General features: G+C 71.7%; 18 protein-coding genes. 8 read left to right on the top strand and 10 right to left on the bottom strand.

The window, feature by feature from the left end; all coding sequences use genetic code 11:
- Positions 1-37: 37 nt before the first annotated feature.
- Together ACN28G_RS06175 and ACN28G_RS06170 are read right to left on the bottom strand one after the other, a co-directional pair.
- On the bottom strand, positions 38-1,780 hold the full coding sequence (locus ACN28G_RS06175) for an acetyl/propionyl/methylcrotonyl-CoA carboxylase subunit alpha (protein WP_421478662.1): 1,743 nt from the start codon (positions 1,778-1,780) through the stop codon (positions 38-40).
- Positions 1,781-1,969: 189 nt separating this feature from the next.
- Positions 1,970-2,656: a response regulator transcription factor gene (locus ACN28G_RS06170; protein ID WP_217628921.1), complete on the bottom strand. Its 687-nt coding sequence runs from the start codon at positions 2,654-2,656 to the stop codon at positions 1,970-1,972.
- 302 nt (positions 2,657-2,958) lie between these two features.
- Here ACN28G_RS06170 and ACN28G_RS06165 point away from each other — a divergent pair, with 302 nt between their 5' ends.
- The 6 genes from ACN28G_RS06165 (at position 2,959) to ACN28G_RS06140 (ending at position 8,239) form a co-directional block, all read left to right on the top strand.
- Positions 2,959-3,360 (top strand): pyridoxamine 5'-phosphate oxidase family protein, encoded by a 402-nt coding sequence (locus ACN28G_RS06165; RefSeq protein ID WP_091436043.1) that lies wholly within the window; start codon positions 2,959-2,961, stop codon positions 3,358-3,360.
- A gap of 123 nt (positions 3,361-3,483) precedes the next feature.
- Positions 3,484-4,968, top strand: coding sequence for an FAD-dependent monooxygenase (locus ACN28G_RS06160; RefSeq protein ID WP_091436041.1), 1,485 nt, complete (start codon positions 3,484-3,486; stop codon positions 4,966-4,968).
- Positions 4,969-5,009: 41 nt separating this feature from the next.
- The gene (locus tag ACN28G_RS06155; RefSeq protein WP_091436039.1) at positions 5,010-5,723 is read left to right on the top strand and encodes an antibiotic biosynthesis monooxygenase; all 714 of its coding nucleotides are present in this window, start codon (positions 5,010-5,012) and stop codon (positions 5,721-5,723) included.
- Between the two features lie 48 nt (positions 5,724-5,771).
- A complete protein-coding gene (locus ACN28G_RS06150) occupies positions 5,772-6,326 on the top strand; it encodes a cupin domain-containing protein (protein ID WP_091436036.1) in 555 nt (184 codons plus the stop codon).
- A 183-nt stretch (positions 6,327-6,509) separates the two neighbouring features.
- Positions 6,510-7,622, top strand: a complete 1,113-nt coding sequence (locus ACN28G_RS06145) for a ScyD/ScyE family protein (RefSeq protein ID WP_421478661.1) — start codon at positions 6,510-6,512, stop codon at positions 7,620-7,622.
- Between the two features lie 377 nt (positions 7,623-7,999).
- Complete coding sequence (locus tag ACN28G_RS06140; RefSeq protein ID WP_421478660.1) at positions 8,000-8,239, top strand: EamA family transporter; 240 nt, start codon at positions 8,000-8,002, stop codon at positions 8,237-8,239.
- A 42-nt stretch (positions 8,240-8,281) separates the two neighbouring features.
- Here the strand turns inward: ACN28G_RS06140 and ACN28G_RS06135 are convergent, their stop codons facing one another.
- From ACN28G_RS06135 to ACN28G_RS06115, 5 genes are all read right to left on the bottom strand, one after another.
- Positions 8,282-9,058 carry an SDR family oxidoreductase gene (locus ACN28G_RS06135; RefSeq protein WP_421478659.1) on the bottom strand — a complete coding sequence of 259 codons (777 nt, stop codon included), beginning with the start codon at positions 9,056-9,058 and terminating at the stop codon, positions 8,282-8,284.
- Positions 9,059-9,182: 124 nt separating this feature from the next.
- Positions 9,183-10,712, bottom strand: coding sequence for an FAD-dependent monooxygenase (locus tag ACN28G_RS06130; RefSeq protein ID WP_421478658.1), 1,530 nt, complete (start codon positions 10,710-10,712; stop codon positions 9,183-9,185).
- Positions 10,713-11,045: 333 nt separating this feature from the next.
- Positions 11,046-12,272 carry an FAD-dependent monooxygenase gene (locus ACN28G_RS06125; RefSeq protein WP_421478657.1) on the bottom strand — a complete coding sequence of 409 codons (1,227 nt, stop codon included), beginning with the start codon at positions 12,270-12,272 and terminating at the stop codon, positions 11,046-11,048.
- Between the two features lie 52 nt (positions 12,273-12,324).
- Complete coding sequence (locus ACN28G_RS06120) at positions 12,325-13,329, bottom strand: methyltransferase (RefSeq protein ID WP_091436022.1); 1,005 nt, start codon at positions 13,327-13,329, stop codon at positions 12,325-12,327.
- Positions 13,330-13,619: 290 nt separating this feature from the next.
- A complete protein-coding gene (locus ACN28G_RS06115) occupies positions 13,620-13,793 on the bottom strand; it encodes a hypothetical protein (protein WP_421478656.1) in 174 nt (57 codons plus the stop codon).
- An 86-nt stretch (positions 13,794-13,879) separates the two neighbouring features.
- Between ACN28G_RS06115 and ACN28G_RS06110 the strand changes: the two genes are divergently transcribed.
- Complete coding sequence (locus tag ACN28G_RS06110) at positions 13,880-14,671, top strand: alpha/beta fold hydrolase (RefSeq protein ID WP_091436016.1); 792 nt, start codon at positions 13,880-13,882, stop codon at positions 14,669-14,671.
- 68 nt (positions 14,672-14,739) lie between these two features.
- Here the strand turns inward: ACN28G_RS06110 and ACN28G_RS06105 are convergent, their stop codons facing one another.
- The 3 genes from ACN28G_RS06105 to ACN28G_RS06095 are packed head-to-tail and all read right to left on the bottom strand — an operon-like array spanning position 14,740 to position 18,045.
- Entirely contained in the window at positions 14,740-15,468 is a 729-nt protein-coding gene (locus ACN28G_RS06105; RefSeq protein ID WP_421478655.1) for an SDR family oxidoreductase, read from the bottom strand.
- A 2-nt stretch (positions 15,469-15,470) separates the two neighbouring features.
- On the bottom strand, positions 15,471-17,036 hold the full coding sequence (locus ACN28G_RS06100) for an FAD-dependent monooxygenase (protein WP_421478654.1): 1,566 nt from the start codon (positions 17,034-17,036) through the stop codon (positions 15,471-15,473).
- A 49-nt stretch (positions 17,037-17,085) separates the two neighbouring features.
- Positions 17,086-18,045 (bottom strand): transcriptional regulator protein, encoded by a 960-nt coding sequence (locus tag ACN28G_RS06095; protein ID WP_421478653.1) that lies wholly within the window; start codon positions 18,043-18,045, stop codon positions 17,086-17,088.
- A gap of 404 nt (positions 18,046-18,449) precedes the next feature.
- On the opposite strand from ACN28G_RS06095, the gene ACN28G_RS06090 reads away from it, so the two are divergent.
- Complete coding sequence (locus ACN28G_RS06090; protein WP_421478652.1) at positions 18,450-19,658, top strand: nitric oxide synthase oxygenase; 1,209 nt, start codon at positions 18,450-18,452, stop codon at positions 19,656-19,658.
- Positions 19,659-19,661 lie beyond the last annotated feature (3 nt).

Below are 19,661 nucleotides of genomic sequence, written 5' to 3'. Positions count from 1 at the left end.
CGACGGGCGCGCGGTGGCGTGCTGGCGTGGTGGGGGGTCAACTTCTGATCTCGCACAGCGCGGCGCCGGCGGTGACCTGCCGGCCCGGGGCCACGTCCAGGCCGGTCACGGTGCCGGCCTTGTGTGCGGTGACGGGTTGCTCCATCTTCATGGCCTCCAGGACGAAGACCAGCTCGCCCGCCTGGACCCACTGGCCCTCGGCGACCGCGACGGTGACGATGGTGCCCTGCATGGGCGCGGCCAGCACGTCACCGGAGACGGCCCGCGTCGCCGGCGCGGACCGGCGGCGTACCGTGGCGACGCCCGCCGGTCGGCGCGGCGTGAGGTCCGCCGGCAGGGCGATCTCGACGCGCCGCCGACCGACCTCCACCACGACGGTCTCCCAGCCGCGGTCGGTGGCGTCCTCGTCGTTGGCGGCATCGACCGGGTACGCCGGGATCTGGTTGTCGAAGGCGGACTCGATCCACCGGGTGTGCACCCGCATCGGCACGCCGGCGAAGTCCGGATCGTCGACCACGGCCCGGTGGAAGGCGATCGTGGTGGGCACCCCGGTCACCGTGAACTCGGCAAGCGCCCGGCGGGCCCGGCGCAGCGCCTCGGTCCGGGTGGTTCCGGTGACGACCAGCTTGGCCAGCAGCGAGTCCCAGGCCGGACCGATCACCGAACCCGGCTCGATCCCGGTGTCCAGCCGTACCCCGGGGCCGGCCGGGGGCCGGAACTCGCGCACGACGCCGGGTGCGGGCAGGAAGTCGCGGCCGGGGTCCTCGGCGTTGATCCGGAACTCGATGCTGTGCCCCCGTACCGGCGGGTCCGGGTAGCCCAGCGGCTGCCCCTCGGCGATCCGCAGCTGCTCGCGGACCAGGTCGATCCCGGTCACCTCCTCGCTGACCGGGTGCTCGACCTGCAGCCGGGTGTTCACCTCCAGGAAGTGCAGCCCGCCGTCGGCGGTGACCAGGAACTCGCAGGTGCCGGCGCCGACGTAGCCGGCGTCGCGCAGGATGGCCCGGGACGCCTCCCGCAGCCGGCGGTCCTGGTCGTCGGTGAGGAACGGCGCCGGTGCCTCCTCGACCAGCTTCTGGTGCCGACGTTGCAACGAACAGTCGCGGGTGGAGACCACCACCACGTTGCCGTGGCTGTCGGCCAGACACTGGGTCTCGACGTGCCGGGCCTGGTCGAGGAAGAGTTCGACCACGCATTCGCCGCTGCCGAAGGCGGCCACCGCCTCGCGCACCGCCGAGTCGTACCGGTGTGGGATCTCGTCGAGGGTCCGGGCGACCTTGATGCCCCGGCCGCCGCCGCCGAGGACGGCCTTGATGGCCACCGGCAGGCCGTGTTGCCGGGCGAAGTCCAGCACGTCCGCCGGGCCGCGCACCGGCTCCAGGGTGCCCGGTGGCGGCGGCAGTCCGGCGCGGGCGGCCAGGCACCTGGCGGTGGCCTTGTTGCCCAGGCAGCGGATCGCCTCCGGGGACGGGCCGACCCAAATCAGCCCGGCGTCCAGGACGGCCTGGGCGAAGTCGGCCTGCTCGGAGAGGAAGCCGTAGCCGGGGTGGACGGTGTCCGCCCCGGACTCGGCGGCGGCCCGCAGCACCCGGGCGATGTCGAGGTAGCTCGTGGCCGGGGTGTCGCCGCCGAGGGCGAACGCCTCGTCGGCGGCCCGGACGTGCGGGGCGGTACGGTCCGGCTCGGCGTAGACGGCGACGCTGTCGAGGCCGGCGTCCCGGCACGCCCGGGCGATGCGGACGGCGACCTCTCCGCGGTTGGCGATGAGCACTTTACGCACTACCCGATCTCCTGACTGGCCCGGCGGTGACACCTCGAATCAATTTCCGAAGTGCGACCACGAATCCTGTAACCAAGGTTCGGGTAACCACCATCAGCGTTCAATACATGGGGTTTCAGGCTTCGGTCAGGTTTGTGCAGAGCCGTTACGCGACATGCGGGAGAGGGTCAGCCGACGGTCAGATCCGGGTCAGATGTCGGAGGTGGCCGGCCGGACCGCACCCTCACCGGTGCCGAGCCGGAACCCGACGCCGCGCACGGTGATGATCCAGTTGCTGCACCCCAGCTTGTTGCGCAGGCTGCTGACGTGGGTGTCGACGGTCCGCCGCGACCAGGTGTCGCCCCACACCTGGTGCATGATCTGCTTGCGCGGGATGACGGTGTCCGGGTGCGAGGCGAGCAGGCACAGCAGGTCGAACTCCTTGCGGGTGACCTCGACCCGCCGGCCGTGCACGCTCACCTCCCGGGAGCTGGCGTCGATGCGCAGCGGCCCGTGCAGCAGCACGTTGCCGTTGGTCCGTTGCGGCCGGACCCGGCGCATGACCGCCTCGATGCGCGCCATCAGCTCGCGGAACCCGTACGGCTTGACCATGTAGTCGTCGGCCCCGGCCTGCAGGCCGAGCACCCGGTCGAGCTCGGTGCCCCGCGCGGTCACCGCGATGATCGGGATGTCACAGGCGCCCCGGATCGCCCGGCAGACCTCCAGCCCGTCCAGGTCGGTCAACTCCAGGTCGATCAGCACGAGGTCGGCGTCCTGGTACGCGGTCAACGCCGCCCCGCCGGTCCCCGCCTGGAGCACCTCGTGCCCGTGCCGTTGCAGGCCCCGGGTGAGCGCCTCCAGGTCACGGAGGTTGTTCTCGACCACCAGGATCCGCAACGCGGTGACCGACCTCGGCGGGCTCAGCGTGACGCCGGAATCCAGTGCAGTGTGCGATCTGTCATTCACGCGTTCCCCAGGATGTCCTATTGAGCGGAATATGGGATTCGACCGTCCCGAGTGTACCGACGTGACGCTGCCCGAAGACCTGATTCAATGGTTGTTTCAGGTTCGGCGTTCGTCTGTTGTACGAACGTTCGTAGTGTCCGGTACCGCACCCGAGGCACCACAATGGTGCGATCGAGTGGTACGTCGCCGGCGGGCCCTGGGCGGTCGCGACCGGCGCGGAAGGGAGCACGAGGATGCAGCCGATCAACCGGTCGTCGACGCCCGCCGTGACGGCGTTCCTGGCCGAGGACCACCTGGCCACGGTGACCACCCTGCGGCCGGACGGCCGCCCGCACGTGGTGCCGGTGCGGTTCACCTGGGATCCCCGGGCCGGCCTGGCCCGGGTGCTCACCGTGGCCAGCACCCGCAAGGCCCGCAACGTCGCGGCCGGACCCGGCGGCTGGGCGGTGCTCTGCCAGACCGTCGGATTCCGCTGGGCCACCCTCGAGGGTCCGGCCACCGTCTCGGCCGACGACGCCCGGGTCCGCGAGGCGGTCCGTCGCTACGCCCGACGGTACCGGGTCCTGCCGCCGGATCCGCCCGGCCGGGTGGTGCTGGAGATTGCGGTCGAAAGGGTACGCAGCCTGAACGTGTGAACCACTGCGACCGGCTCTCCTGTAGAAGATCTGACGTACTTGTCACAGTCCTGTAGCCCCACCCCTTTACCGCGCTGACAACCCGTCGCAATACTTTGGGAAAACACCAGCCGGAAGGGCGAAATGGACAGTTTCGATGCGGACGTGATTATCGTTGGCGCCGGTCCTACCGGCCTCATGCTCGCCGGGGAATTACGCCTCAACGGCGTTTCGACGATCGTGCTGGACCGGCTCACCGAACCAATGCAACAATCCCGCGCGCTCGGATTCTCGGCCCGCACCATCGAGGAGTTCGACCAGCGTGGACTGCTGGCGCGATTCGGTGAGGTGGGCACGATCCCGTTCGGCCACTTCGGTGGGGTGCCGCTGGACTACCGGGTGATCGAGGGGGGCTCCTACGGGGCCCGGGGCATTCCCCAGTCGCGTACCGAGGGGGTGCTCGCCCAGCGCGCCGCGGAGCTCGGCGCCGAGGTCCGCCGGGGCCACGAGGTGACCGGGATCTCCCCCGGCGCCGACGGCGTCGAGGTCGAGGTGAACACCCCGGACGGCTCGACCCGGCTGCGGGCGAAGTACCTGGTCGGGGCGGACGGCGGGCGCAGCACGACGCGGAAACTGGCCGGGATCGACTTCCCGGGCACCGAGCCGACGATGGAGATGTGGCTGGCCGACGTGGCCGGCTGCGACCTGCGGCTGCGCTTCTCGGGCGAGCGGGTGCCCGGTGGCATGGTGATGGTGCTGCCGCTCGGTCCGGTGGCCCAGCGGGTAGTCGTCTACGAGCACTCCGCCGGCCTGCGGGGCAGCTCGGAGCCGCCGACCTTCGCCCAGGTCGCCGAGACCTTCCAGCGGCTGACCGGGGAGGACATCTCCGGCGGCCGGCCGCTCTGGGTCAGCTGGTTCACCGACTCCAGCCGGCAGGCGAGTGAGTACCGGCGGGGTCGAGTGTTGTTGGCCGGGGACGCGGCGCACATCCATCTGCCGATCGGTGGTCAGGGGATGAGCGCGGGGGTGCAGGACGCGGTCAACCTGGGGTGGAAGTTGGCCGCCGAGATCAAGGGGTACGCCCCGGCCGGGCTGCTCGACACGTACCACAGCGAACGGCACCCGGTCGACGCCCGGGTGGTGGCCAACACCCTCGCCCAACGCTGGCTCTACCTGGGCGGCGACCAGATGCAGCCGCTGCGGGAGCTCTTCGGTGAGCTGGTGGCGTACCCGGAGGTCCAGCGGCACCTGGTCGGCATGGTGACCGGCCTGGACACCCGCTACGACGTGGGCTCCGACGAGCACCCGCTGCTCGGCCGGCGACTGCCCAACCAGGAGCTGGTCGGCGCCGACGGCAAGTCCTCGACCTTCGAGCAGCTGCACCGCGGGCGCGGTGTGCTGTTCGTCCTCGGCGACGACCAGGCCGCCGCGACCGCCGCCACCGGCTGGGCCGACCGGGTCGACACGGTCCAGGCCACCCCACACGCCGACGGCGGGCAGGGGCCCCTCGCCGGGCTGGACGCGCTGCTGGTCCGCCCGGACGGCTACGTCGCCTGGCTGGCACCGACCGGTGCCGGCGCGGGCGGTCTCGACGACGCGTTGTCCCGCTGGTTCGGCCCGTCCCGCTGAACCGGATCCCTCTGTCCCGCCGTCACCGAAAGAGGAACGACATGCCGAAGGTATCTGCCGAAGACGGTTACCTGACCGTCCTCAACGTCTTCACCACCGACGCCCCGGAGAAGCAGGACCGGCTGCTGGACGAGATGCGCGCCATCGTGGACACCGCCGCTTTCCCGGGCTGGATCTCCAGCACCGTGCACAGCGGGGTGGAGAAGGCCGGCACGGCCAACTTCATCCAGTGGCGCGGCGTCGAGGACCTGCAGGCGCGCTACGCCGACGACAAGTTCAAGCACCGTACGATCCCGACGTTCAGTGAGATCACCACGTCGATGATGCTGCTGCAGAACCAGGTCGCCTACACCCAGGTCGGCCGGGCCGGCGGCGAGGCGGTCGAGGTCTCCCCGGACCGGGGCGACTACACCGTCATCGAGTTCTTCGGGGTCGACGCCGACGGGCAGGACGACCTGGTCGACGCGCTCGGCCCGACCGTGAAGTGGCTGGGCAACGTGCCCGGCTACCGGTCGCACACGGTGCTGCGCGGCATCGGTGCCCGCGGCTACGAGGGCGCCTTCGTGGTCCGCTACGCCCAGTGGGAGTCCCAGGAGCGTTACGAGGAGTACCGGGACTTCCCGGCGGAGCAGTGGCCGGCGCCCCGCCGCAAGATGCAGGCCCGGGTGGACGCGCTGACCACGCGCTACATCTCGAACACCTACCGGGTGGTGCACACCCGCTCGGCCGAGCGCACCCCGGACCCGGTGCGGTAGCACCCGTACCCCCTCCCACCTCTGCTCATCGTCCTGCGAAAGGTAGCCATGACGACCATCGTCCTGCCGGGTCAGCGCCCTGACGGCCGCCGCGGTTTCGAGATCGTGCTCTCCAGCGCCGCCACCGGAGGGGCCGCCGCCCTCGTCGAGGCCCGGGTGGCCGCCGCCACCGCCGGCCCGCCGCTGCACACCCACCCCAACTCCGAGGAGACCTACTTCGTCGTCTCGGGTGCCCTGGTGATGTACGTCGACGGCGAGGTGGTGGAGCTGGGCGCCGGCGGTCTCGCCCACATCAGCCGCGGTTCGGAGCACACCTGGGCGACCCCGGCCACCACGGAGGCGCACTTCCTCACCCTGCACATGCCCGGCGGGTACGAGAACTACCACCCGACCGCGCTCAACGTGGAGAAGGAGCGCGGCGGCCCGCTGACCCAGGCCGACCTCTTCGAGATCGCGAAGGGCTTCGACTGGAAGCTCGCCGGGGACGCCCCGTTCCGGCTGACCCCGACCGGTGAGCTGGTCGAGGCGGCGCGCGCCGACGCCGAGGCCGAGCGGGCCGCGGCGGAGGCCGCCGGCCTGGTCCGGACAGCGGCACCCTCCTGAGTCGCGGAGCCCGGGGTACACCACCCCGGGCTCCCCCACATACGGCACCACCGTCGGTACGGACGGCCACCCCGGCCGGCCGGCGATGACGCCTGCGGTGCCCGCGCCAGGGCACCGCTGCTGCCCCGCCCCGGCCACGCCCCAGGCGTGGCCGGAACTGACGACAGAGAGAGAACGAGAATGATGAACCTCAAGGCGCGGGCGCTGCTGGTGTCCGCCGCCGTGGCCACCCTGCTGGTCTCCGGATCGGCCACCGCCCAGGCAGGCCCCAGGGGTACCACGTCGACACCGCAGCTCACCGTCTTCGCCACCGGCCTCAACCAGCCCCGGCACCTGATCGCCGTCGGCAACCAGGTGGTGGTGGCCGAGGCGGGCACCGGCGGCAACCTGCAGTGCGTGGGCACCAAGTGCCTCGGCCGGACCGGCTCGGTCGCGTACGTGACCAGCGGCCAGGTGCAGCGGATCGTGCAGAACCTGCCGTCGCTGGGCAACGCGGCCGACGGTGCGTACGGGGTCGGCCCGGCCGACATCGCGCTGTCCAGCAACGGGACGCCGGCCGTGCTCATGTCCAACCTGGCCTCCGGGGTCAACCCGGTGACCGGGGCGAACCCGTTCGGCGCCAACGGCCCGGAGATGGGCCGGCTGCTCACCTTCACCTTGCCGTCGACGACGCCGCAGCTCGGTGCCGACTTCGGCGTGTACGAGGTGACGAACAACCCCGACGGTGGCGCGGGCGCGCCGACCGGGGCGGAGAAGGAGTCCAACCCGTACGGCATGACCGCCTACGGCGACGGCTTCGCGGTGGTCGACACGGGTGCCAACTCGCTGCTCTGGGTCCGGACCAACGGGACCGTCCAGACCCTGGCCGCCCTGCCCACCAAGACCATCGGTGGCCAGGTGGTGCAGAGCGCGCCGACCGCCGTCGAGGTCGGGCCGGACGGCGCACTGTACGTCGCCGAGCTGAGCCCCTCGGGCACCGGCACGGCCCGGGTCTACCGGGTGGTGCCGGGCCAGGCCCCCACCGTCTACGCCGACGGTTTCACCCTCCTGATCGACCTGGCCTTCGACACCCAGGGCCGGCTGCTGACCCTGTCGATGGCGCAGAACGGGGCGTTCTTCCCGCCCAGCCAGGGCGAGGTCGTCCGGGTGGAGAAGAACGGCACCAAGACCCGCTGGGCGCCGACCGGTCTGATCGCCCCCTCCGGGATCGCGGTCTCCGGTAACAAGGCCTACATCTCCAACAAGGGTGTCGCCTCGCCGGGCGGCGGCGAGATCGTCCGGCTGACCCTGCCCTGATCCACCGGTACGACCACGGGCGCGTTCCCCGGCCTCGCCGGGGGACGCGCCCCCGTGTCATGCCGCCGGGGGTCACGCTGGGGGCGGAGCCCGGCCGGCCGCACGAAGATCCGGCGGGCGGCTGCCCGTCAGGTCCGCTGGACCCGCCCGGTGTCGAGCGCACGGGCCAGCCGGCGGACGGCCTCGTCCATCTCCTCGGGCCTGGCTGCGGCGTAGGTCAGTCGCAGGTGCGGAGCCGGCGGTTCGGCCGCGTACCAGGGTCGGCCGGGGAAGACGACGACGCCCTCGGTGGCCGCCGCGGCGGCCAGGGCGACGCTCGGCCGCTGCGCGCCGACGCCACCGCCTAGGCGGCCTTCGGTTACCTCACCGTGGTCTCGATGTTCCTGGGCTTCTTCGCCTGGTACGCCGGACTGGCCCGAGGGGGCGTCGCCCAGGTCGGTCAGCTCCAGTTGACCCAGCCGGTACTCACCCTGCTCTGGTCGGCGGTCCTGCTCGGCGAGACCGTCACCCCGGCCTCGCTCGGGGCGGCGCTGGTCGTTCTGGTCTGTGTCGTCGTGCTGCAGGGTGAACGCCGCCGCCCCCGACGGCGCGGCGGGCCCCGGTCTGCTCGACCGTAGGTCCGGCGCGCCCGGGGGGCCGGCGGAATCCGTGTGGTGCGGTCAGCGCACCCGCTCGGCCAGGAACTCCTCCCAGCTGCGCTTGCCGATCTGGGCGCCCTCCAGGGTGAGGTTGTCCCCGTTGCGGTACGCCTTGCCGGGCTTGCCCGGCAACGGCATGGACAGGAACGGCTTGCTCTTGCCCCGGGCCTGCAGGTAACCGCGGATCAGGTCGGCCAGCGGGGCGACCTTCGGGCCGGCGAGGTCGGGCACGAGACCGGCCGGCTCACCGAGGGTCAGCTCGACGAGGCGGTCCGCCACGTCGCGCGAGTCGACCGGCTGGAACCGGATCACCGACGGGATCGGGACGATCGGCATCTTCGCTATCTTCTCCGACACCGTCAGGACCAGGTCGTGGAACTGGGCGGCGCGCAGCGTCGTCCAGGGAATACCGGAGCCGCTGACGGCCTGCTCCGCACCGTGCTTGGCCTTGAAGTAGCCGAGCGGAACCCGGTCGGCCCCGATGACCGAGATGTACACCAGGTGCCGCACGCCGGCCTTGGCAGCGGCCTGGACCAGGTTGCGCGTCGCCACGTCGTCGCCCTTGGGACCACCGGCCAGGTGCAGGATCGTCCCGACGCCGGCCACCGCCGACTCGACCCCCTCACCCTTGAGCAGGTCCCCGGTCACGTACTCGACGCCGTCGGCGGCGGGACGGCTGCTCCGGCTGAGCACCCGGACCTGACGGCCGGCCTCACGTAACCGCGGCAGGACGTGGCTGCCCAACGTGCCCGTGCCACCGGTGACGAGAATGGGTGCGGTCCTCGCTGAATTCTCCATGGTTCTCCTATTCAATCGTCCATGGTTGTCGATCCCACTGGCCATGGGTCGAGATCAACGCGCCCACCACCCACGAACCGCCCGGTCAGCCCGACCGGGCGTTCCTGCGTCACCGACGGGACAGTCACGACACGGCGGCCGGCTCGGCGGGTAGGGCGGAACGGGCGGCGCCGAACCAGCGGTCCAGCGCCTCGGTGAGGTCGCCGCCGTCGGGCGCCACCCAGGCGAGGTAGCCGTCCGGCCGGATCAGCACCGAGCCCAACGCGGCGTACGCGGGGTCACCCGGCCCGTCCTGGACCCAGTCACCGGTGACCACGTCGACCCGGTCGGACCAACCGGCGACCGCCCCGGCCGTCGTGCCGGAACCGTCCGGCTCGACGGCGTGGCCGGTGTCGACGAACACCCCACGGCCGGCGTGCAGCAGCTCGGCGACCCGGGTCCGGCTGCCGTCGGACCGCACCAGCTCCCGGTCGGGCGGCATCCGCCGGCCCAGCAGCGGGTGCCGGCCGTCGCCCAGGTCGTACCGGATGCCCAGCCCACTGACCATTCCGGCCAGGTGGCCCGCGGCGTCGCGGTGCTCCACCAGCTCGCGCAGGACGCCACGCAGCGGCTCCAGCTCGTCGCCGGTCAGGTAGAGCGTCGAGGCGGCGTGGGTGTTGCGCAGCAACTGCTGGCCCAGCGGATGCCGTTCGGTGTGGTACGTGTCGAGCAGGCTCTCCGGTGCCCGACCACCGACCACCGCGGCCAGCTTCCAACCCAGGTTGACCGCGTCCTGGATGCCCACGCTCAGCCCCCAGCCGGCCAACGGCGGGGTGTCGTGCGCGGCGTCCCCGGCGAGCAGCACCCGGCCGCGCCGGTACTCGGTGACGAGCCGGGCGGCGTTGCTGAACGCGCACGTCCAGCGCGCCCGGGCCGCGTGGATGGACTCACCGGTCATCCGCTGCCAGGCGTCGGCGACCTCGGGGAAGGTCAGCGGCTCGGAGTCCGGCCGGGGCCGCAGGCTCCGGTCGTGGATGAGGACCCGGTAGTAGCCGTCACCGAGGTCGGTCGCCAGGACCATGTTGCCGCCGGGCACCCGTTCGCCGATGGGACGTTGGCGAAGCTCGACACCGGTGATGTCGGCCATGTACATGCCCCGGGTGGCCGGCCATCCGGTGGTCTCGAAGCCGGTCGCCGTACGCACGGTGCTCTGCGGACCGTCGCAACCCACCAGGTAACCGGCGGTCGCCTCGTGCCGACCCTGCGGTCCGTCGAAGACGACCGTCACGTCCTGCCCGGTCTGCCGGACCTCGACCGCCTCGTACCCGCGCCGGACCGGCACACCGAGCTCGGCCAGCCAGCCGGCCAGCATCTCCTCGGTCCGAGACTGAGGCAGGCCCAACACCCCGTGGTGACTCTCGTCGAGCCGGCCGAGATCGATACGGACGCCACCGAAGTGGCCCTGCCGGCCCTGGGTCAGTTCACCGAGGCGGGACAGCAGTCCGCGCTGCTCGAACACCTCGGCCACCCGCCGGGTGAAACCGAGGGCCCGTGATTCGCCCGACGGAGCGGGCAACTTGTCATATACGACGACGTCCACGCCACCAAGTCGGAGCTCACCCGCGAGCATCAATCCGACGGGTCCGGCGCCGACAACGATTACGCCAGCATTCACTTTCGGCTCTCCCCATGTGCTTCAGCCGTGTGATACAGGGTAGGGATCAGACACGAGAATGCCTGCCAGGACGTCGAACGCCAGCGCCAAGGCTAGGATACAACGTGCTGAATATCAACTCTCCTACTGCCACAGTGCCGTCGCCCGGATGCCGGCAGGCCGCTGTGGATGGTCGGTTTCCCTCCTTTGTGCGGTATGGCCCTTACCGACATGATCAAAAGCAGCCGTCGGGGCGGCGATTGTCATTTTGCCGACGATCCCCGTCGCCGGTCGGCGGCCCGGCTCGTCCGGCGATATGCACTCGACCGAATCGCGTCGGGCCGACCGACCGGCTCACGCGTGGGCGCTACCCGCGGGCGTGACGACCGGCTCGTCCCAGTCGATGCGGTACTCGAACTGCCAGGCCATCTTCTCCGGCTTGACCATCCGCATCGCCACCTTCATCGCGATGGGCATCAACAGGTCGCGCGCCATCCGGGCCACCGGGCTGGCCTTGTTGCGGTTGGTCCGGATCGCCGCGTTGATGATCCGCTCCACCCGCTCCCGGCGTAGCCGCTCGTACGCCGCGAACGCCTCGCCGTAGGGCAGGTCCCGCAGGCACCTACCCAGTTGCACCGCGCTCTCCACGGCGATCGAGGCGCCCTGCCCGGAACTGGGTGAGGCGGCGTGCACCGCGTCACCCACCAGCACCATCCGGCCCCGGCTCCAGGTCGGCACCGTCGGCATGGTCTCCAGCGGGCCGGTGATCAGCAGGTCCGCCGGATCACTGCGACGCAACAGCTCCGGCGCCGGGGACCGGTCGTCCCGGAACGCCTCCCGCAGCACCCGCAGCCACTCCTGCGCGGGCACCGCCCGGGCCTGCGCCACCGTCATCGGCTCGCGGTGGGGCAGGTTCACGAACCAGCCGCCCGCACCGTCGGGGTAGACCAGGTAGCCGCAGGACGCGTGCTTGCCGTAGCTCAGGTGCAGCCGGCCCCCGGTCGGCGGTAGCCCGGTGTCGGCCACCGGGGCGGCGAAACCGAGCAGGCCGGCGTACTCGGGGCGCGGCGCGCCCGGATCGATCAGCGACCGTACCGTGGAGCGGATGCCGTCCGCGCCGACCAGGACGTCGGCGCTGGCCCGGGTGTCGTCGGCGAAGGAGACGTCCACCTGGTCACCGGTGTCGGTGGCGGCGACCAGCCGCTTGCCGTAGACGGTCCGGATGCCGCGCCGGGTCGCCTCGTCGGACAACGCCCGGTACAGGTCGCCACGCCAGGCGAACTGTGCCGGCGGCAGGTGCGCCGGCGGGCTGAACTCGGCGAGCACCTTGCCCGCCCAGTTCTGCATGACGGTGCCCCGCATCGGCGTGCCGACCCGACGTACGACGTCCCCGACGCCGATCACGTCGAGGGCGTTCAGTCCGTTGGCGGCGATGCTCAGCCCGCCGCCCACACTGTCGGCCGGACTCGGGTACGCCTCGTACACGGTGGCCTCGACGCCGGCCTTCTGCAGCGCCATCGCCACCACCGGGCCGGCGATGCCACCGCCGACGACAAGCGCGCTTCGGGTCTGGGAGGTCATGGTTTCCACCCTCGTCCGTCCGGGACCGGCGAGCGGTCCGAGCGGGTACCGGTCACACCGGCTCCGCCTCGACGATAGCGATCGGCGAGGTCGTCGTGGTGACCCCGGTGAGCCGGAAACCCGCCTTGGCGAGCAGGTCCGAGTACTGCGCGGCGGTCCGCTCCTTGCCCCCGACCAGCAGCATCAGCCACAGGTCGACCAGCTTGCCGCTGTGCGGCTCGTTGTCCTCGGGGAGCACGAACTCCATCAACAGCAGCTTGCTGCCCGGTCCGGCCGCCTCCCGGACCTTCTTCAGGATCTCGACCGCCTGGGCCTCCGGCCAGTCGTGCACGATGTGCTTGAGCAGGTACGCGTCGCCGCCGGTCGGGACGCTCTCCAGGAAGTTGCCGGGCTCGACGGTGCACCGGTCGGCTACCCCGGCCTGCTCCACCACCTGCTGCGCCACCTCGGCAACCGAGGGGGCGAAGACCACGCCCTTGGCGTCGGTCGCCTTGTTCAGGATGGCCGCGAGCAGCGTGCCCTGACCACCACCGACGTCGACGATCTTGTTGAACCGGGTGTAGTCGTACGCCTCGACCAGCGGCTCGGTCTCCATCTCGGACAGGTTGCCCATGCCCTCGAAGAAGACCTGCGCGTACCCGGGGTTGGTGCCGAAGAACTCCCAGGCGCTCATGCCCCGGACCTTGGGCAGACTCGGCTCACCGGTCCGGATCGTCTCGGTGAAGTGGTTCCAGTCCTCCCAGTGGATGGGGTGCCCCATCAGCAGGGCGATCCGGCGCATCGACATCGGCGCGTCGGCCCGCAGGGCGTCGGCCATCGGGGTCAGCGCGAACGTGCCGTCGCGCTCGACGAAGATCGACCGGCTGGCGAGCAGCCGGAGCAACCGGTACGTGGCGTCGGGGTGTGACCCGACCCGGGTGGCGATCTCCTCGGCGCTCAACGGCCCCTCGGCGAGGGTGTCGGCGATGCCGAGCGTGGCGGCGGCGTGGATCGCCTGGGTGACCATCGAACCCTGAATCAGGTCGAGGAGAGCGAATGGAGCGGGCACGGAGGACATGCGGATACCTCCCACGGTATTCACGGCCATTCTGGGATTCCTGGTCGCACGGTCGCCAGAAATGGCGACCGGCCCCTTTTCCTGCCACCTCGAAGGGCCGGTTTCTCACGCACCGACCAGACAGCGTGGCTCACTTCCCGCCGAGAATAGACCGCCCCAACAAGCCCAACAACCGTACGACCACACCCCCCGTACAACCGCGGAAACCCGCACTCCCACCCCCACCCCCTTCGCGGTGATCATGAAGTTGTCGTCACCCACACCGGCGGGTCACGGCAATAACTTCATGATCACCGGGGGCGGGGGCGGGGGGCGGGGTGGGTGTTGACGGTGGTGGGGGTGGGTGGGTAATTTCCGGCCTGGGCGCGGCGGTCGGGGGACTGGCGGCGGGGCGGATTCTGCGCCTCGGCTGTTATCGCGTTATCCATCCGGATCACCACGTACACCGCAGTGAGCGGCGTCATGTGCACGGTGGATTCCGTGCGGGCGTCGGTCCGGCAACGGTGCGTGGGGTCCCGGACGCACGACGACACCGGAACAGGAGAGCGTGATGCGCAAGGTCGTTTCGCGGGACGGCACCACGATCGCTTACCAACAGGCCGGTGACGGCCCTCCCCTCGTACTCCTCGGTGGCGGGTTCCGGGACCACACCATCTTCAACCCGATCGTTCCCGGGCTGGCGCCGTACCTGAGTACCTATGTCTACGACCGGCGGGGACGTGGCGAGAGCGGCGACTCCCCCGCGTACGCCGTGGAGCGGGAGATCGAGGACCTGGCGGCGGTGATCGCCGAGGCCGGCGGCGAGGCGGCGGTCTTCGGCGGCTCCAGCGGCGCCATCCTGGCGTTGGAGGCGGCGATGGCCGACATCGGGATCACCCGGCTGGTCCTGCTCGAACCGCCCTACCGGATGCCCGGCCAGCAACGCCCGCCGGACGGTTTCGCCGAGCACCTGCAGTCGCTGCTGGACCAGGAGAAGCGCGGCGCCGCCGCCGAGTACTTCCTGGAGGGGATGGTCGGCTTCACCCCGGAGGAGATCGCCACCTGGCGGGCCGGTCCGATGTGGCCGGCGAACGAGGCGGTCGCGCACACCCTGCCGTACGACACCGCGGTCTGCGGCGACGGCCGGCTGCCGGTCGAGCGGCTGGCCCGGCTCGACGTGCCGACGTTGGTCATCAACAGCGACAGCACCAGCGAGTGGCTCCGGGTGGCGGCCGAGGCCACCGCCGCCGCGCTGCCCAACGGCCGGCAGGTCACGCTGCCCGGGGTGTGGCACAAGGTACCGGCGGAGGTGCTCTGCCCGGCGGTTGTCGAGTTCGTCACCGGCAAGCGGGCTGAGGCCTGAACGACACACGCGTCAGGGGCGGGCCCGATCCACGGGCCCGCCCCTGACACGTTCCCGGCGGTGCCCGGTCACCAGGGGATGATGCCGGTGTCGTCCTGCGAGGTGCCGGTGGGTCCGTCGGGGCCGAGGGTGGCCAGCCGGACCGCCACCACCGCGCCCTGCTCGACGCTCTGGTGGCCGCGGTGGTGGTTGAGATCGGTGGCGGTGAAGCCCGGGTTGGCGGAGTTGACCTTGATCGTGGTGTCCCGCAGCTCCTTGGCGTAGGCGACGGTCACCGCGTTCAACGCGGTCTTCGAGGACTGGTACGCGAGCTGGTGGTAGTCGCGGAACCGGGAGTCCGGTGCGGAGTTGACCGTCAGCGATCCCACCTCGCTGGACATGTTGACGATGCGCCCGGCCGCCGACCGCCGCAGCAACGGCAGCATCGCGTTGGTCACCGCCACCACGCCGAAGACGTTGGTCTCGTAGACCTCGCGCAGCTGCGCCAGGGTCACCTCGCTGGGCGGACCGGTGAAGGCACCGGCGATGCCGGCGTTGTTGACCAGGATGTCCAGCCGCCCGTACCGCTGCCCGATCCGGTCGGCCGCGTCGGCGACCGACCGGCCGTCGGTCACGTCGAGCCGCAGCGCCACGGCGGACAGTCCCGCGCCGGTCAGCGCCTCGGCCGCCCGCCGACCCCGGTCGGTGTCGCGCGCCCCGAGCAGGACGGTGGCCCCACGCCGGCCCAACTGCCGGGCGATCTCCAGACCGAGTCCCTTGTTGGCCCCGGTGACCAGGGCGATCGGTTCGGCTGACACGGCTACTCCTTGCCTCGGGGGCCGGCGGGCCGGCCGAACCAGCGGGTGAGCGCGTCGACCAGCCCGGACGCCACCGCCCCCGGGCCACCGACCGGGGCATTGCCGGCGGCCCCCGGGCCACCGACCGGGACACCACCGGCGGCCCCCGGGCCGCCGACCCAGGCGACGTACCCGTCCGGGCGGACCAGCAGCGCGTCGACGCCGTCGAACTGTTCGGCCACGCCGTCCGGTGCCAGCCGGGCGGTGACCGTGTCGACCCGGTCGGCCCACGGTCCGGCCGCGTCGCGCAGCGTGGCGGAGCCGGCCAGGTCGAGCAGCACGCCCCGGGCGGGGTGCAGCAGTCCGAAGGTGGACCCCGCCTCGACGCCGACGAGTTCCCGGTCGGGCAGTCGCCGGCCGAGCAGCGGGTGGTCGCCGGAGCCGACGTCGTACCGGATGTCCAGGCCGGTCACCATGCCGATCAGGTGCGCCCGGACGGACTCCTGGGTCATCAGCTCGGCGAAGAGTTCCCGCAGCGGCAGCATCTGGTCGTCGCCGAGGTAGAGCAGCCGCTGGGCGACGGTGTTGAGGATGACCCGGGCACCTACCGGGTGCCGCTCGGTGTGGTACGTGTCCAGCAGCCCGGCCGGGGCGTACCCCTTGATCTCGGCGGCCAACTTCCACCCCAGGTTGACCGCGTCCTGCACCCCCGCGCTCATCCCCTGACCACCGATCGGCAGATGGATGTGCGCCGCGTCCCCGGCCAACAACACCCGACCCCGCCGGTACTCACCCGCCTGCCGGCTCGCGTCGGTGAACCGGCCGACCCACAGCGGGGTACCGCCGCGGATGTCCTCCCCGGTCAGCCGTTCCCAGGCGGCGGCGACCTCGGCGAAGGTGGGTGGCTCGTCGCCGCGACGCGGCACCACCCCGCGCTCGTGGTAGGTGACCCGGAACAGCTCGGGGCCCTGCTGGAAGGCCAGAACCAGGCCGCCGGGGACCCGTTCACCGTTCGGCCGGGGACGCACCCGCACCCCGCTGACCTCGGCGAAGGACATCTCGATCCGGGCGTCGTAGCCGGGGAAGCCGATACCGGCGCGCTTGCGGACCGTGCTCCGACCGCCGTCGCAGCCGACCAGGTAGGCGGCGCGCAGCACGCGCGGCCCGTCGGGGGTGTCCACCTCGACCTCGACGCCGTCGGCGCCGGCGGTGAACCCCACCACCTCCCACCCTCGCCGTACGTCGACGCCGAGTTCCCGGGTCCAGTCGGAGAGCACCGCGACGGTAAGCGACTGCGGCACCCCCTTGGCGCCATAGGAGCCGCCCTCGATCTCGCGGTAGTCCAGCGGCACGCCGCCGAAGTGGCCCACCGGGATGGTGTCGACGGTGCCGAAGCGCGGCAGCAGGCCCCGTTGGTCGAAGGTCTCGATGGTGCGCGCGGTGAAGCCGAGGGCGCGGGACTGGTCGGTGGGCTCCTTGGACCGTTCCAGCACCACGCAGTCGACTCCGCCGAGGCGGAGCTCCCCGGCCAGCATCAGGCCCACCGGCCCGGCACCTACGATGATCACGTCCGGATCGGTGTCACCCATGTCGTCCTCTGGTCTGGAGACGGAGAAACTGGTCAAGGTCGTACCGGGGTCAGCTCCGGCAGCCGGGGCGCACCGGCGGCCGGATGGCCTCGGCCGGGGCGTCGGTACGCAGTTCGAGCTCCTGGGCCAGGTTCTCCCAGACCGCCGCGCACCGGCGGGCCACGCCGGCCACGATCACCGCCGCGTGCGGCGGGACCCGCTCGGCGATCCCGCCCAGCTCGGTGGTGCGGATGGTGCGCAGTTCCAGCCAGCGCAGCAGCTCCCGACCCACCTCGTTGTAGCGCAGCGAGGGGTCGCGTTTGAGCCCCTCCAGCAGGGAACTGCCGTCGGGGGCCACCGGGGGCCCCACGGCCACCGGAGGGTCGGCCACCGCGGTCGACAGGGCCGGGACCGGCGCGTCGCCCCGGCGCATCCGCTGCCGGACGTCGCGCACCGTGGACACGGAGATGCCGGCCTCCCGGGCGATCTCCCGCAGGGAGGCCTGCGGACGCTGCTCGATCAGCTCACTGGCGATCCAGCGGCCGGCGGTGCTGTTCACCGGCCGGGCCCGCCCGTCCCGGCCGATCCGGGTGTCCGGCGGCGGCACGTCCGTGGCCGCGCCCCGGCGGACCTTGGCCACGGTCTTGTCCGACAGCCCCACCACGGCCGCCACCATCCGATCCGACCACTGCGGACAGAGCCGGACGATCCGCTCGGCGGCGGCCCGCCGGTCGGCCAGGGTCAGCGGCAGACCGTGGCTGATGTTGGCCCGCACCGCCTCGACGAACGCGGTCCGTTCCGGCCCGTCGAAGAACTCGACCTCGATGGTGTCGTGACCGGCGGCGATCGCGGCGTGCAGCCGGTGCAGGCCGTCGACGACGCGCATGGTCGTCCGCTGCACCAGCACCGGCGGCAGCGGGCCGGCCGCGGTGGCCAGGAGGTGGACGTGTTCGGCGCTGATCCCGTCGAGGCGGGGGGTCTCGCCGGCGACCACCGACGCGATCGGCACCCGTGCCGTACGAGGTGGCACCGGTCCGGTTACTCCATGACTGTCCACCTGCTATCACTCCTTCTGTACACACAGGAGTCCGGCGACCGCTTTCGGTGGAACTCTAGGCCGGTGTGATCGGGGCCGGCAATGCGGCCGGCGGCTGATTGACCGGACCGCGCCACGATCCTGACCTGCGCCCCACCGGCAGTTGACCGGGATCTGACATTCCCGATCGTCGCTACCCGGAATGCTTTGCGGCCGCCGGCAGCCAGCGGTCCGGCCACCACAGCGGAGCGTTCAATCGCTATTTCATGTTCGTTGGCCGCATTCGTTAACCACTCTCTCTACCTTGCGAATCGGCGTGTCAGGGGAACCGCCGGCAGACACCGCTGTGCCCCGTCGGGGCGGCGGATCGCGATCGGTACCGGAAGGCGGACAGTCGGGTGAGCGAACCGTGCGTGCGCGAACAACCGGCAGACCTGGAGACAGCACGGGTGGGCCGGCCCGGATCGGGCTGCCCGGTCACCGCGGCCACCACCGCACCCACCGATCCCGGCGAGCGCCCGTTGAGCGCCGACCGCCGGCCGACCAGCCTCGCCGAGGAGGCGGTCGCCTTTCTGCGTACCTGCGCGCAGGACCTGGGCTGGGACGCCCGGCGCCACCGGCAGCGCCGGCTCGCGGTGCTCGCCGAGATCACCGCGACCGGGACCTACGCGCACACCTTCGAGGAGCTGGAGTACGGCGCGAAGCTGGCCTGGCGCAACCACACCCGCTGCATCGGCCAGCTCTACTGGCGCACCCTGATCGTGCGGGACCGCCGGGACGTGGCGACTGTGGACGGGGTCGTCCAGGAGTTGGAGCAGCACCTGGACTGGGCGTACCACGACGGCGGCATCCGCCCGGTGATCACCGTCTTCGCGCCCGACGCCCCCGGGGCACGGGGCCCCTCGGTGGCCAACGCGCAGCTCGTCCGGTACGCCGGCTACCGGCAGCCGGACGGCAGTGTGCGGGGTGACCCGGCCAACGCGGAGCTGACCGACCTGCTCGTCGGCGCCGGTTGGCAGCCCCGGTCCGGCATGTTCGACCGGCTCCCCGTCCTGGTGCACGGCCGCGACGGCTGCGGTTGGCGCGAGCTCGACCCGCGTACCTGCCCGGACATCCCGATCACCCACCCCTCCTACGACTGGTTCGCCGACCTCGGCCTGCGCTGGTACGCCTATCCCACCGTGTCGGACATGCAGCTGGAGATCGGCGGCGTGGTCTACCCGGGCGCGCCCTTCACCGGCTGGTACGTCGCCGCCGAGATCGGCGCCCGCAACTTCGGTGACGTCGAGCGGTACAACCTGCTCCCCACCATCGCCAAGGGCATGGGGTTGGACACCAGTGGCGACCGTACTTTGTGGAAGGACCGGGCGTTGATCGAGCTGACGGTCGCGGTGCTCACCTCCTTCGAGGCGGCCGGGGTGCGGATGGTGGATCACCACACCATGACCGACCAGTTCCACCGCTACACTCAGGCCCGCCGACGCGCCGGCGAGACCGTGTACGCCGAGTGGGGCTGGATCGTGCCGCCGATCGCCGGCTCCGCGACCCCGGTGTACCGCGAGACGTACGACTCGACGGTGATTCGACCGAACTTCTTCCGCCGGTGACCG

Source organism: Micromonospora sp. WMMA1923 (genome assembly GCF_049179195.1).
Lineage (GTDB): Bacteria > Actinomycetota > Actinomycetes > Mycobacteriales > Micromonosporaceae > Micromonospora > Micromonospora yangpuensis.
The sequence above is the reverse complement of the archived record's forward strand: the minus strand, read 5'-3'. Positions and strand labels throughout refer to the sequence as shown.